Source organism: Legionella tunisiensis (assembly GCF_000308315.1).
GTDB lineage: Bacteria > Pseudomonadota > Gammaproteobacteria > Legionellales > Legionellaceae > Tatlockia > Tatlockia tunisiensis.
This window is the reverse complement of the sequence record NZ_CALJ01000112.1, coordinates 1-14,184: the sequence shown is the minus strand read 5'-3', so window position 1 is coordinate 14,184 and position 14,184 is coordinate 1. Positions and strand designations below refer to the sequence as shown.

Below are 14,184 nucleotides of genomic sequence, written 5' to 3'. Positions count from 1 at the left end.
TCATTCACTCCCTGTGTCTTACCAATGGTCCCCGTACTGTCAGGAATTATTGTCGGGCATGGTGCAACTATCTCTACCCGCAAAGCTTTTTCTTTCGTTAAGCTATGTACTTAGCATGTCGGTCACTTACGCAATCGTCGGTGCAGTCGTCGCTTTATTAGGCGCTAATCTCCAAATCGTCATGCAGTCACCATGGATAATCAGTCTCTTCAGCCTGATTTTTATCTTGCTGGCACTCTCCATGTTTGGTTACTACGAACTGCGCTTACCGGTTTCCTGGCAGGCAAAACTGGCTACCGCCAGCCAACATCAGGCTGGAGGCCATTACCTTGGGGCGGCAGCGATGGGATGCTTATCGACTTTAATCCTCTCACCCTGTGTTACGGCCCCACTTATTGGCGCCTTAAGTTATATCGCTCATACCGGCAACCTTATTTTAGGCAGTTTAGCCTTGTTTTTTCTCGGGCTAGGTATGGGAACGCCACTTTTGCTAATCGGTATGTCAGCCGGTAAATGGCTTCCTAAAGCAGGTCATTGGATGAATACCGTCAAAACGTTTTTTGGTGTTTTATTGCTTGCTGTTGCTATCTATTTATTAGGCCGTATTCTTCCCTCCCCTCTGGTTATGGCTTTATGGGCAAGTTTATTGGTCTTCTCAGGCGTTTATTGTGGAGCCCTTAGCCCCGCTCCTTCCAAGCAAGCTAAATTCGGCCAGGGTTTAGGTATTTTGTTACTGGTTTATGGTTTGCTGGTACTGGTAGGCGCAAGCATGGGTGAATCCAATCCTCTGCAACCATTATCTGGTTTGCGAGTGACCACCATTGCAGAAAGAAACCACCTTGGCAGTTCGCATGAACTTGTTAAAACAGTGAATGAAGCGCAACAAGCGATTGCCAAAGCACGTGGTAAACCAGTTATGATTGATTTTTATGCTGATTGGTGTTCCTCTTGCAAGCTGATGGAGGCCACTACGTTTAAAGATCCCCGTGTGGAAAAGGCACTAAAAGATTTTGTCGTGTTGAAAGTCGATATCACCGCAAATAGCAAACAAGATAAAGCGCTACTTAGCCAATTTAATGTCGTTGCACCACCGACTTTTTTATTTTTTAACAAAAACGGTGATGAACAGGAAAATTTACGTCTCGTGGGTGAAACACCAGCGAATAAATTTTTACAACAATTACAGGAAGCTCAGGCGTCCTGATTTTATGAGAAATTATTTTGACTCTTTTTGTGGATATATCCCCTCTTAAAAACAATCCTAACTACGCACTACTTTTTACAGGCCAATTTGTATCATTCATTGGAACGATGATTACAAGTGTTGCCTTACCCTATCAAGTTTATCAGCTGACTCACTCGTCATTAATGGTGGGTTTATTAAGCTTGCTTCAGTTGATACCCTTATTAATTACTGCACTACTTGGCGGTGTATTTGCTGATAAATACAATCGCCGTGGGTTGATAATCATCAGTGAAATATGCCTTATTTTGGGATGTGCGTTGCTCACTATCAATGCTAATAGCAGCCAACCAACTCTTATTGGTATTTTTGTTATTGCCTCCTTGATGTCTGCTATAACAGGATTACATCGCCCGGCACTGGATAGTATGACCCAGCAATTAGTAGAACCGAGAGATTATAAAGCATTGGGCGTGCTAACAAGTTTTAAATATAGTTTTTGCATGATTGTTGGCCCTGCTATTGCGGGGTTAATTATTGCTCATCTGGGAATGGTGCTGACCTATTTCATCGATTTACTCACGTTTGTCGTATCACTTATTACTTTAAGTCTTATGAAAAATTTGCCTAAACCCATTGTCGCTAAATCATCATCCGCCTTTTCTGCCTTAAAAGAAGGCATTCAATTCGCTTTTAAACGGCAAGAATTATTAGGAAGTTATTGTGTAGACTTTATAGCAATGATTTTCGCTATGCCTAATGCTCTTTTTCCAGCAATAGCGCAATCCTTAGGCGGTGCTCAAACATTAGGTTTACTCTATGCTGCTCCGGCAGTAGGTGCCCTTTTTATTTCATTTTTTAGTGGGTGGACAGCTGCCATTAAGCATGATGGGAAAGCCATAGCGATTGCTGCAGCTTTCTGGGGTATTGCCATGGTAGGTTTTGGATTGTCTGTTTCACTTGCCTGGGCTCTTTTCTTTTTAGCCCTCTCTGGCGCGTTTGATGCTATCAGCGGGATTTTTAGAAGCACGTTGTGGAATCATACGATCCCCCATGATTATCGTGGCCGCTTAGCAGGTATCGAAATGATTAGCTATTTAAGTGGGCCGAGATTAGGTGATACAAGAGCTGGGATTGTCGCTTCCGCTGCTGGTATTACAACAGCCATCGTTTCGGGCGGTATTTTTTGTGTTTTTGGCGTCGCTGTTTGTTGCTTTTTTATGCCAAAATTCTGGAAATATGCGTCCGATACCTAGTTCATAAAACTGACCTAAATCTATCCATTTCACTGTATCCATTCCTTTTTGGAATCAATTCTTTCTTAAATTTCGCTGTAGACAAGGACAAAAAATATTATATTGATATTTTTTAATCAATTACGAAAGAAATAAAATGAAATTAACGACCCAACTACTCGATAAAGAGGGTAATCCTCTAAAATTTTCTGTTGTCACTAAAGATGCCTATCAGCATACCCATGAAATCATCGATAGTGAAGGTAGGCAGCTTGGCTATGTCAACATTTCTGAAGAGCACTTAGGAGCACCGCCTTATAAAAATACCATTTAATTTTATCGCTTCTTTTAATTGTTGATGTAAATGAAGGATTTTGAATAATGAGAAAATGAAATTCAGCAAAATTAAGCCCCCTCGCTTTATTACCGCTAGTCAAGTCGGCCCTCTCCTCTACTTTCTGTCTATAAAAATAAAAACTAAACTTTTTCAAATGATTACCATAGTAAAATCAAGAGACATTAGACAACCTTACCCTAGAAACGGTATAATTCGCCCACTTTTTTTACAGATAGAAAATTATGAATCATAGAGTGGGATTTGTCAGTTTGGGTTGCCCTAAAGCACTGGTGGATTCAGAGCGAATCATTACTCAACTGCGTGCTCAGGGCTATGATTTGGTATCCAGTTATCAGGATGCCGGTGTAGTGGTAATCAATACCTGTGGTTTTATTGATGCAGCAGTAAAAGAATCTTTGGACACCATTAAAGAAGCGATGGCCGAAAATGGACGTGTTATTGTAACAGGTTGCCTCGGTGCCAAAGCAGATATTATTCGTGAAGCCTGCCCTGATGTATTACATATTAGTGGTGCACATGCTTACGAGGAAGTCGTCCGTGCTGTGCATCGACATTTACCACCACCTGTGGATCCCTTCACTCAACTCGTACCACCTCAAGGCATTAAATTAACACCACGACATTATGCCTATTTAAAGATTTCAGAAGGTTGTAATCAAAAATGTACTTTTTGCATCATTCCTACCATGCGCGGCAAATTACAAAGTTATTCGCTGCCACAAATACTTAGTGAAGCGAAACGCTTAAAAGACGCTGGGGTGCAAGAATTATTAGTTATTTCGCAGGATACCAGTGCCTATGGCGTTGATACCCGTTACCAACCCGTTGAATGGCAAGGTAAAACTATCAGTACTCGCTTTTATGATTTATGTGAGCAACTCGGCGAGCTAGGTATTTGGGTACGCCTACATTATGTTTATCCCTATCCGCATGTTGATGAGATCATTCCCTTAATGCGCGATGGCTTCATTCTGCCTTATTTGGATATTCCATTACAACATGCGAGTTCACGCGTTTTAAAAGCAATGAAACGCCCGGCAAGTAGTGAAAATACCTTGGCACGTATTGCTCAATGGCGCGAAATTTGTCCCGACATTACCTTACGCTCTACCTTCATTGTTGGCTTTCCTGGTGAAACTGAAGACGAATTTGAAGAATTACTGGACTTTTTACAAGAAGCCGAGCTGGATCGCGTTGGTTGTTTCCAATACTCACCTGTTGAAGGTGCTAAGGCTAATGAACTAGCTGATCCTGTTCCTAACGATATTAAGGAAGAACGTTATCATCGCTTCATGCAAGTACAAGCTGAAATCAGCCACGCTAAACTAGCCGCCAAGATTGGTTCACGTCAAACAGTTTTAATTGACGAAATTAACGATGAACAAATTATTGCGCGCAGTAAAAGCGATGCTCCGGAAATAGATGGTTTAGTCTTTTTGCCACTAAATGAGAATGTCCATGTTGGCGATTTAGTAGACATTAGAGTGACTGACAGCGATGATTATGATCTTTATGGTGAATTTGATATAACCAGTCATTAACTTCTTTGCCAAGTCGTTCACTTGGCAAGGGATTCCTCATTCAATTTACCTCAGCTACCATTGTGAATGGTTTACATGCTACTCTTGCTGGGTAGCGCCCTCCTCAATACAGAAGCAAGGAAACAACACTCAATGTGTGTTGTATTAGCTGTCATGATTATCTTTCTGGTGCTTAGAGGGAGCCTCTTGTCTCTTCTTAATTTCTAGACGCTTGGCTGATAACTCAAAAATAAGGACATACGATGTTAAATCCGAGAGATGTTAAAACAGTGGAAGATGCAAAAAGCATCGTTGAAGAACGTAAGCTCACTCACGTGAAAATCGGACTTATTGATATGGACGGTGTCATGCTTGGCAAGTACATGAGTCGGAGCAAATTTTTCTCAGCCTTAGAGCATGGCTTTTCTTTTTGCGATGTGATTCTAGGCTGGGATTCTAAAGACAAGCTTTTTGATAACGTTAAATATACCGGCTGGCATACCGGTTATCCTGATGCATTAGTACAGATTCTACCTCAGAGTTGCCGTGAACTTTGCTTTGAAGATAATCAATTATTATTTATGGCTGAATTTGATGGTGCAGCGGCAGAATTATGCCCTCGCGGCCTATTACGCCGTGTTATTCAAAAAGCGGAACTGATGGGTTTTGATGCCTATGCTGCTTTGGAATATGAATTTTTCATGTTTGACGAAACGCCTGATAGCATACGTGCAAAGGGGTATCGTAACTTAAAACCCATGACACCCGATTTCTTTGGTTATTCAGTCATTCGCAATAGTGTCCATGCCGAATTGTATCATCAGATCCTTAACATGGGTGAGATTATGGATTTCCCTATTGAAGCCCTGCATACGGAAACGGGCCCCGGGGTACTTGAGGCAGCTATCGCCGTTGACAAAGCGGAGGCTGCTGGCGACAAAGCTGCACTCTTTAAAACCTTTATGAAAGTATTGGCGCAACGCAATAATATGATGGCGACTTTTATGGCTAAATGGTCGCCTAATTATCCAGGGCAAAGCGGCCATATTCATATGTCATTACGGAATAAAAACGACTCCTCCTCCGCTTTTTATGATCCTTCAGCGAAATATAATATGAGCAAGATCCAGCGTCATTTTCTGGCCGGCCAACAAAAATTGATGCCTGAATTGTTAGCCATGTTTTCACCCACTGTGAATAGCTATACTCGTCTGATTCCCGGATTTTGGGCACCCACTGACGCGACCTGGGGAGTAGAAAATCGCACTACCGCATTACGTTTAATCCCTGGCAGTGACAAATCACAACGAATCGAATACCGCCTGGGTTCTGCCGATGCGAATCCTTACCTTGCCCTCGCTGCAGCATTAGGTTCCGGCTTATATGGGATTGAGCACGAGTGGGAACCAGAAGAGGAAATTCGAGGAAACTCCTACAGTCAATCTCATAACAAGGAATTAGCTTTACCTTCAACCTTGTGGGAGGCGGCACAGCGCCTGAGAAATTCAGCAGCAGCCTACTCTCTATTCGGTGAGGGATTTGTTGAGCATTTCGCAGCTTCGCGCGAATGGGAAGAACGAGAGTTTCGACGACATATTACTGATTGGGAATTGGATCGTTATTTTGAAATTATATAGGATCTTTCTACTATCTTGGCGCTTATAGCCTGGTTTGCTCCGCTGCGAAAACCAGGCCGTAAGCACTCAAGCTAGCGAAATGTCAAACCTGCTAGTTTTCAAGGAATTTTAAATGAAGGACACATTAAAAGCGTATTCTCCTATTGATAATTCACTGTATGTTGAGCGTCAGTTTGCCAGCCAGGAAGTTATTCACCAAGCTCTGGCAAAAACTGAGGCAGCAAAAAGTATGTGGCGTACCACGCCGTTAACAAAGAGAGCAACATTTTGTCTGGCTGCCGTTGAAATCCTGGTGGCTAACAAGGAAGCACTGGCCAATGAAATTTGCTGGCAAATGGGGCGCCCTATTCGCTATGCCGCAGGAGAAATAACAGGTTTTGAAGAGCGCGCGCTCTATATGATCAACGCCGCTGATAAGGCATTATCAACCATTGAATTACCTGAAAAACCAGATTTTATCCGTTATATTAAACGTGAACCGTTGGGAGCGGTGCTAGCAATAGCGCCGTGGAATTACCCCTTTCTCACAGCAGTGAACGTCATCATCCCGGCCATTATGGCGGGTAATGTTGTGTTGCTGAAGCATTCTGCTCAAACACCTCTTGTAGCAGAACGTTTAGCGGCAGCATTTGTTCAAGCCGGTATGCCCGATGGAGTTTTCCAGTACTTACATCTAACTCATTCAGACACAGAAAAGCTCATCCAATCTCCTGTCATTAATTACGTTGCATTTACTGGTTCTGTTCCCGGCGGGAAAATGATTGAGCAAGCTGCTGTTGGGCGTTTTCTCAATACTGGTCTTGAACTCGGCGGTAAAGATCCTGCCTATGTACGTGCAGATGCTGATATTGATCAAGCCGTTGCCACCTTAATTGACGGCGCTTTTTTTAACTCAGGTCAGTCTTGCTGTGGCATAGAACGTATTTATGTTCATCGGGATCTACATGATCAATTTATTAGGAAAGCAGTAACACTGGTTAAAGAATATAAACTTGGACGACCCGATGATCCTGAAACCACACTCGGCCCTTTGGTCTCCGCTGCTCGTGCTGACTTTGTGCGCAATCAAATTAATGAAGCAGTTGCACAAGGCGCTGTGGAGCACATCAATAGACAAGATTTTCCGATGGATAAACCTGGCTCTGCTTATATGGCTCCACAGATTTTAACGCAGGTCAATCATCAAATGCGAGTGATGACCGAAGAATCTTTTGGGCCAGTCGTAGGTATCATGGCAGTCAATAGCGATGCCGAAGCCATTGCCTTGATGAATGACAGTGATTATGGTTTGACTGCTACTGTTTGTACCAAAGATATCACTGCGGGTACGGCTATTGGCGAGCAATTGCATACGGGCACTTTTTTTATTAATCGCTGTGATTACCTTGATCCAGCATTAGCATGGACTGGAGTAAAAAATTCTGGTCGGGGCTGCACGTTATCGGTGCTTGGATATGAGTCACTCACCCGGCCAAAATCTTTTCATTTAAGGAGTTTGTAACATGAGCACGCCATCATTGACGGCTAACTGGAATTATCCTACTCAGGTGCGAGTAGGAGCCGGACGAGTAAACGAACTTGCCCAAGCATGCAGCGCACTAGGTATGCAAGCGCCCTTATTAGTAACCGATCCAGGTCTTGCACAGCTGCCCATGGTGGCCGATCTATTGCGTCATTGCCGTGAGGCTCATCTGCGCGCAGCAGTATTCAGTCAAATCAAAGCAAATCCGAACAGTGAAAATGTCATGTCAGGGATAAAAGCTTACCATGCTGGTAAACATGATGGTGTAATTGCCTTTGGTGGCGGATCAGGGCTTGACGCAGGGAAGGCAATTGCCTTAATGGTAGGTCAAGAACGCCCGCTCTGGGATTTTGAAGACATCGGCGATAATTGGAAGCGCGTTAATATGGCTAGGATGGCACCTGTGGTTGCAATACCAACCACTGCAGGTACTGGCTCGGAAGTAGGACGTGCATCGGTTATTACCGATAATGAGCGGCATATCAAAAAGATTATCTTTCATCCCAAGATGCTGCCTGAAATAGTCATTCTTGATCCAGAACTTACCATTGGACTACCACCACCGATCACAGCAGCCACTGGCATGGATGCATTATCACACGCTTTAGAAGCCTTCTGTTCTAATCATTATCACCCTATGGCAGAAGGAATAGCCATCGAAGGTATTCGGCTTGTTAAAGATTATTTACCCCGTGCTGTTAAAAATGGCAGGGACTTGGAAGCACGTACACAGATGCTCGTCGCCTCAGCAATGGGTGCTACTGCTTTTCAACGCGGCTTAGGGGCAATGCATGCATTAGCACACCCTTTAGGAGCCATTTACGACGCTCACCACGGGCGTTTAAATGCTATTCTGATGCCCTACGTGTTACAAGCTAACCGCTCAGCCATTGAGCATAGAATATCACGCCTTGCCGCCTATCTGCAGATCAATGATGGCTTTGATGGCTTTTTCGACTGGGTACTAAAACTACGGTATGAAGTAGGCATTGAACATTCTTTAGCTGAAATAGGTATTAATGACGGGCAAGTGACACGAATTGCGACAATGGCCACAGAGGATGCCGCAGCTGGTAACAATCCTATTCCTTTCAGTGCCTCACAGTATCAAAATATTCTGCATGCAGCCATTGTCGGAGAAATAGCTTACCTGAGAGAGCCATCATGAATCTTGGATTATTACAATGTGATGAAGTTCAAGAAAAATTTGCTTCAGTACATGGGCAATATCCAGATATGTTTGTCAGATTACTAAAAAAAGCAGACCCTCTCCTGGAGTTTGTAGTTTATGATGTGCGGCAGGGTAAATTACCTGCTGCTATTGATGCGTGTGATGCCTACTTAATTACTGGTAGTCGCCATGGTGTCAACGATGATCTTCCCTGGATAAGAACCCTTGAAGAGTTTGTGCTGCAACTAAACACCGCTGCAAAAAAATAATTGGCATTTGCTTTGGTCATCAGCTCATTGCCAAAGCCTTGGGTGGGGAAGTGATTAAATCCCCGAAGAGCTGGGGTGTAGGTATGTCACAAAACAAAATGACCCAACAAAAACCTTGGATGATTCCACAACGTGACAATTTCAGGCTACTAGTCAGTCATCAAGATCAAGTTGCAACTTTACCCCTAAACGCAGAAATACTCGCTGGTAGTGACTTTTGTCCGTTTTATATGCTGCAGTTTGGCGATAACCTCTTCACCATACAAGGCCATCCGGAATTTACTAAAGCTTATTCTCAAGCCTTAATTGAAGACCGCGAGCACATTCTAGGCAAAGAATGCTATGAGCAAGGACTTAAGTCATTGCAACAGGATGCAGATGATGAATTGATTGCCCAGTGGATTATCAATTTTTTACGCGGCTAATAATATTCACATAGATAATAGTTGCAAACAACTGAACTCCAGAATCCTTAACGTACAAATAAAATCAAAGAGATAATATACAATATGGACATATTTGACACAGAAATTTTTCTTGATGGTTTTCAATTTACTGAGGGTTTAAGATGGCATAGAAATAATTTATGGTTCTGTGATTTGGGAGACAATGCCGTATATTGTTTTTCTGCAACAGGGCAATTAATCAAGAAAATTTCTGTTAATACTCCTGTTGGATTAGGTTGGTTATCAGATAATAGCTTATTAATAACTGCCCTGAAAAAAGAGAATTATTGCAATATAAAGATAATTTTTTATCTATTTTTAAATCACTTGAGATAGCCGCGCCAGGTTATTGCCATGATTTTACTGTTTCTCAAAACGATATCATTTATATAAGTGCCTCAGGTTTTTATCCACAACACAAAGTAAAACCACTTAAATCAAATATTCTAATGATCACAAAAGGGCGTGATATTAAAATAGCGGCGTCTAATATTGGCTATCCAAATGGTATTTTGATCACGCCAGATGGTAAACATTTGATAGTAGCAGAGACATTTTCAGCTACTGTATCCATTTTTGATATTAACAAAGATAATACGTTGATAAATCAAAGACCATGGATCAAATTCGATAATCTAGGTTTTCAGGTAAGCTTCGATGAGCATGGCGTACCAGAGAATTTAAACCGCCATTATCCTGACGGAATTTGCTTTGATGAAAAACTGAATGCTGTATGGATTGCATCACCAGGAAAAAAGAGGTGCTATGCATTGACTCCAATAGAAATTGCTTAACGATTATAAAAACTCGCTTTCATCCATTTGATTGTGTCCTTGGTGGACAAGATAATCAAACCCTTTTTATTGCATCTTCTGATAACAGCTCTAAAAATAAACCTGGAAAAATTGAGAAAGTTACAATTCAGTAAAAGCAGCTGTAATAATGAGCTTAAACGGGCAAAGCAATGATGTCGTATGATAATGAAGTTAGTGAACCATCATTAGATAAAATTGATTTTCTTAATGTGAGTGTCCAGCACTATATGTCGTAACCTGGTTGCAAACAACCAGGTTACCCTTCTTGATCTAAGCGCTTAGTTTAAAACAACACCAGTTTCTATATCTTGCTCAATGGCAGGCTCTTTGGTAGAAGAATCTGACTTAGACGAAGCGAAAAATCCCGCTCCACAATTGGCGACGCTGCTTACAACTTTTTTTGCTGCTTGTACAGTTGCAGAGGCAGTCCCTACAATAATATGCGAGTTATTATATACCATTGTACAAGCGTATTCGCGAGCAGGTATGTAAGTAGAGTAATATCCAATGGTGCCCGGTGTCCCAATGACTAACGCATAAGCAGCGGGGAAAATTGCTCTGGTTGCTAAAGCTAAATAAGGCGCTGCAAAATACGCAATTAGAGCGGGGGCAGCAATAGCTGCTGCAGTTATTGTCATATTGTAAGCACATTGACTATAGCTAGTGCTTGAGTTAGGGTTTGTATTATCCGAGGTCAATCCGGGCATTTTTATTTCCACTTAGTTAATTAAGAGGACAACTATACTAAAAAATACTTAAAGAAATATTAATATAGGCCGATTGAAAATCCCAAGAAGCCAGGTGAGATAATTACTTTTGTTCAACCATCCAATCTTCCTGTAGCTATATCACACCGATAAAACTGTTGGCTAATCTCTGCCACCTCGGCCTGATAAGATTGATTACCCACTAATCCAGGTTGAAGGATATGTTGATGCAACAAATGATGATAATAGTCATACGCTCGTTTTAATTGGCTAAATTGTGTTCTATTTAATTGATCTTCCTTAAATAATGTTCTTAGCAAACTCAGAGTATGTGTATGTCGTACCAAACTTTGAGCAGGATTGGTCAGTACTAAAAACTGTACTAAAAACTCCAGATCAAGCAGACCACCCGCTGCATGCTTAATTTCATCAGTATCAACATGCTTCTGAATTTTTGCGCGCATAGCCAATATATCATCCCGAACAGTTTGTTTAACTCTCGGCAAAAATAATACATCCATCTTTAGCTGCTTAAACACTGAATGTATGTGTTGGTTGCCTGACAATACTCGAGCCCGTAATAAAGCCTGATGCTCCCAAGTCCAGGCCTGGGTACGTTGATAATCAACAAACGCCTCAATAGGACTCACCAACAGACCGGCTGCTCCGGAAGGGCGCAAACGAGTATCAACCTCATATAAGATACCTGCTTGTGAACGTGTAGTTAACATATGCAAAATCTTCTGAGTCAAACGCGTCACCAAGCTCTCTTCTTCGCGATAAGCAGCATGAATAAAAACCAAATCCAAATCGGAATTGTAATTCATTTCCCGACTACCTAATTTACCATAGGCAATAATGGCAAAACGGGATTTAACTTGCATGATTTGTGGGTAACGTTTGCTTAACTGCTGGCAGGCAATTGCTAAAACCTCAACAATAATTACCTCAGCAACATCAGCTAAAAAACGACCGATACGCACCGCACCGTAACGCCCGTCCATTTCGGAGCGTGCTGCAGAAAGCCAATTAACCAATTTAAACTGACGTAAAACCTCTTCTTGTAATTCATTATCACCACAATGCGCTAACTGATTTCTCAATATCTGCTGTAATTGCTTACGTGATAATGGATGCCATATCTGTTCTGGATCTAAGAGTACTTCAAGTAAAAATGGCTGACCAACCAATAAAGAAGTAATAAAAGGGCTATTGGCAAACCAATACAATAATTCTTTTAATACCTGCGGATTCTCTGTTAACAAAGCAAGGTATGCACTACGGCCAACAATATTCTCTAATAAGTGCAAAACCTGCAGTAAAACTGTATCTGTTTCGCTAACCTGGGTTAACTCACTTAGCAACAAAACCATGAAGCGATCAAGCCGCATTCTTGCCGCTTGAGTTAGGCGTCTACAACGAGGCGCATGCCTAAAAGCATGAATCATTTGATAGCAGCGTTCGGCTTGTTGAAAACCAAGACTTGCCAACAAATTAATAGCCATTGAATTTTCAATATGTCCCTGCCATAAACTGGTTAATTGATTAGTAAACAGGCGATGTTGATCTTCATCAGTATCAATCTTATGCAGTACTGCATGAAAAGCAGCACTGATGATTCGTTGGTATTGATGTAACTTTGCCAGCAAATCATCCCAATTACTATACCCCATCGCCAACGCAATTTGCGCTTGTTTTACTGCATCCACAGGCAAAGAATGGGTTTGTTGATCATTTTGACTTTGCAGACAATTTTCCAACTTTCTTAAAAAGAGATAAGCTTGTTTTAAGGCCGCTGTACGAGCCAATAATCCCTCTTGCTTTAAAGCATCAAGCGCGGCCATAGCGCCTTGCTGCCGTAAATAAGGCAATCTACCACCGCGAATTAACTGGATATTCTGAATAATAAACTCTACTTCACGAATCCCCCCAAAGCCGCGTTTAATATCGTTTAAAGCGGGATTTAATTGCACTTCCCGTTCGATCATTGCTTTCATACTACGTAAAGATTCAATAACACTAAAATCCACATAACGTCTATAAACAAAGGGAGTTACCAAACGGTGAACCCAAGGTGATTGCTCATCAGGATTCGTACTAATCAGACGTGCTTTAACCATTGCATACCGCTCCCAATCACGTCCCTGTTCCTGGTAATAAGTTTCCATAGCAGCAAGACTACTCACTAAAGCCCCACTATCCCCGTTAGGACGTAACCGTAAATCGACCCGAAAAACGAAGCCATCAGCAGTCACATTTTGTAAAAGCTGTATAAAACGCTGTACTACCTTCGTATAATATTGCTCATTACTCAATCGCTCTTGGCCATTAGTATAACCAGCCGCTGAAAAAGCAAAAATCAGATCAATATCTGAGGAATAGTTAAGCTCGCGACCGCCCAGTTTACCCATAGCAAGCACATAAAGTTGGGTTGGAAGACCTGTTTCATCACAAGGATTTCCATAACGCTCTGTCAATTCCTGCTGGCAAAAAGCAAGACCACACTTAATAATTGCATCGGCACAATCAGACCATGACAGTATCGTTTCCTCGGTATTAGCTAGACCGGCTATTTCACGCAGTAACAAACGCAAAAAATGATTATGGCGAAATTGGCGTAAAGCACGAGCAAAAAATAAACGATTGTCCATCCAGTTGATTCGCCTGCATAAAATAGTCTTCGCGGGTTAAAGGCTGCTGACAATCATCGTGTTGAAGCAATTGGCTTAAAATGTCTACTTGCCGGCAAGCATAATCACTGATCAACAAAAGCACTTGCAGCGCCTCAGCCATCGGATGTTTAAGGGCTGCAAAATGTTTTAGATAAAAGGAATTCCTGGACTGTAAAAGAACTGGAAGTTCGGCCACTGGCTGCATTTGATACTTTAATAATAAAAAGAATATTAAAGACTATCCAAGCTGAGAATAAAAACAAATGCGTTATGATGGCTACCATCGCTTAACTTGCTAGAATAATTGATAAAAATACAAGTTGACTGAAAAATATTATTTAATCATAAAGAAAGAAAAGAAATTCAAAATTCCATTTAAAAATAGGCTGGCAAGCTATACTCTATAAATATTGTAAATTAGTAATTTAATTAAGCTGATGAAAATAATTGGCCTTGTTTTATCCCTGATAATCGGCATTACTTCACCGCTCCATGCCCAAGGCGAACCCCTTAGAATTGCGGTCGATACTTTTGCTCCTCCTTTTGTTATGGAGAGTGCCCATAATCAATTGTATGGCTTTGACATAGCAATGATGCAAAGCCTTTGTCGCATTATGCAACGTACCTGCCAATTTGTACCGGTACCCTT

13 protein-coding genes and 1 pseudogene are annotated in these 14,184 nt (G+C 41.7%); 11 read left to right on the top strand and 3 right to left on the bottom strand.

All coding sequences use genetic code 11. The annotated features are described in order from the left end of the window. The 10 genes and pseudogenes from dsbD to BN58_RS08075 all read left to right on the top strand — a co-directional run. Positions 1-1,204, top strand: a pseudogene (gene dsbD, locus BN58_RS23365) (protein-disulfide reductase DsbD); the annotation flags it as partial. A gap of 17 nt (positions 1,205-1,221) precedes the next feature. After that, the gene (locus tag BN58_RS08120) at positions 1,222-2,439 is read left to right on the top strand and encodes an MFS transporter (protein ID WP_019216401.1); all 1,218 of its coding nucleotides are present in this window, start codon (positions 1,222-1,224) and stop codon (positions 2,437-2,439) included. Positions 2,440-2,575: 136 nt separating this feature from the next. Then, the gene (locus tag BN58_RS30695) at positions 2,576-2,752 is read left to right on the top strand and encodes a hypothetical protein (protein WP_019216400.1); all 177 of its coding nucleotides are present in this window, start codon (positions 2,576-2,578) and stop codon (positions 2,750-2,752) included. A gap of 245 nt (positions 2,753-2,997) precedes the next feature. After that, a complete protein-coding gene (gene rimO, locus BN58_RS08105; RefSeq protein ID WP_019216398.1) occupies positions 2,998-4,317 on the top strand; it encodes a 30S ribosomal protein S12 methylthiotransferase RimO in 1,320 nt (439 codons plus the stop codon). A 242-nt stretch (positions 4,318-4,559) separates the two neighbouring features. Further along, positions 4,560-5,933: a glutamine synthetase family protein gene (locus BN58_RS08100; RefSeq protein ID WP_019216397.1), complete on the top strand. Its 1,374-nt coding sequence runs from the start codon at positions 4,560-4,562 to the stop codon at positions 5,931-5,933. Positions 5,934-6,045: 112 nt separating this feature from the next. Beyond that, a complete protein-coding gene (locus BN58_RS08095) occupies positions 6,046-7,434 on the top strand; it encodes an aldehyde dehydrogenase family protein (RefSeq protein ID WP_019216396.1) in 1,389 nt (462 codons plus the stop codon). A 1-nt stretch (position 7,435) separates the two neighbouring features. Further along, the gene (locus BN58_RS08090) at positions 7,436-8,623 is read left to right on the top strand and encodes an iron-containing alcohol dehydrogenase (RefSeq protein WP_019216395.1); all 1,188 of its coding nucleotides are present in this window, start codon (positions 7,436-7,438) and stop codon (positions 8,621-8,623) included. Beyond that, the gene (locus BN58_RS33420) at positions 8,620-8,895 is read left to right on the top strand and encodes a type 1 glutamine amidotransferase family protein (protein ID WP_232220445.1); all 276 of its coding nucleotides are present in this window, start codon (positions 8,620-8,622) and stop codon (positions 8,893-8,895) included. Before BN58_RS08090 ends, BN58_RS33420 begins: the two co-directional genes overlap by 4 nt. A gap of 50 nt (positions 8,896-8,945) precedes the next feature. Next, positions 8,946-9,320 carry a type 1 glutamine amidotransferase family protein gene (locus BN58_RS33415; RefSeq protein ID WP_232220444.1) on the top strand — a complete coding sequence of 125 codons (375 nt, stop codon included), beginning with the start codon at positions 8,946-8,948 and terminating at the stop codon, positions 9,318-9,320. A gap of 308 nt (positions 9,321-9,628) precedes the next feature. After that, the gene (locus BN58_RS08075; RefSeq protein ID WP_019216393.1) at positions 9,629-10,135 is read left to right on the top strand and encodes an SMP-30/gluconolactonase/LRE family protein; all 507 of its coding nucleotides are present in this window, start codon (positions 9,629-9,631) and stop codon (positions 10,133-10,135) included. Positions 10,136-10,434: 299 nt separating this feature from the next. On the opposite strand, the gene BN58_RS08070 is transcribed toward BN58_RS08075, so the two are convergent. The 3 genes from BN58_RS08070 to BN58_RS37640 all read right to left on the bottom strand — a co-directional run bounded on the left by BN58_RS08070 (position 10,435) and on the right by BN58_RS37640 (position 13,740). Beyond that, the gene (locus BN58_RS08070) at positions 10,435-10,863 is read right to left on the bottom strand and encodes a hypothetical protein (RefSeq protein WP_019216392.1); all 429 of its coding nucleotides are present in this window, start codon (positions 10,861-10,863) and stop codon (positions 10,435-10,437) included. 113 nt (positions 10,864-10,976) lie between these two features. After that, a complete protein-coding gene (glnE, locus tag BN58_RS08065) occupies positions 10,977-13,514 on the bottom strand; it encodes a bifunctional [glutamate--ammonia ligase]-adenylyl-L-tyrosine phosphorylase/[glutamate--ammonia-ligase] adenylyltransferase (RefSeq protein ID WP_019216391.1) in 2,538 nt (845 codons plus the stop codon). Next, positions 13,465-13,740 carry a hypothetical protein gene (locus BN58_RS37640; RefSeq protein ID WP_019216390.1) on the bottom strand — a complete coding sequence of 92 codons (276 nt, stop codon included), beginning with the start codon at positions 13,738-13,740 and terminating at the stop codon, positions 13,465-13,467. Before BN58_RS37640 ends, glnE begins: the two co-directional genes overlap by 50 nt. Positions 13,741-13,972: 232 nt before the next feature. On the opposite strand from BN58_RS37640, the gene BN58_RS23355 reads away from it, so the two are divergent. Beyond that, the coding region (locus BN58_RS23355) for a transporter substrate-binding domain-containing protein (RefSeq protein WP_040916294.1) at positions 13,973-14,184 on the top strand (212 nt) is incomplete at its 3' end.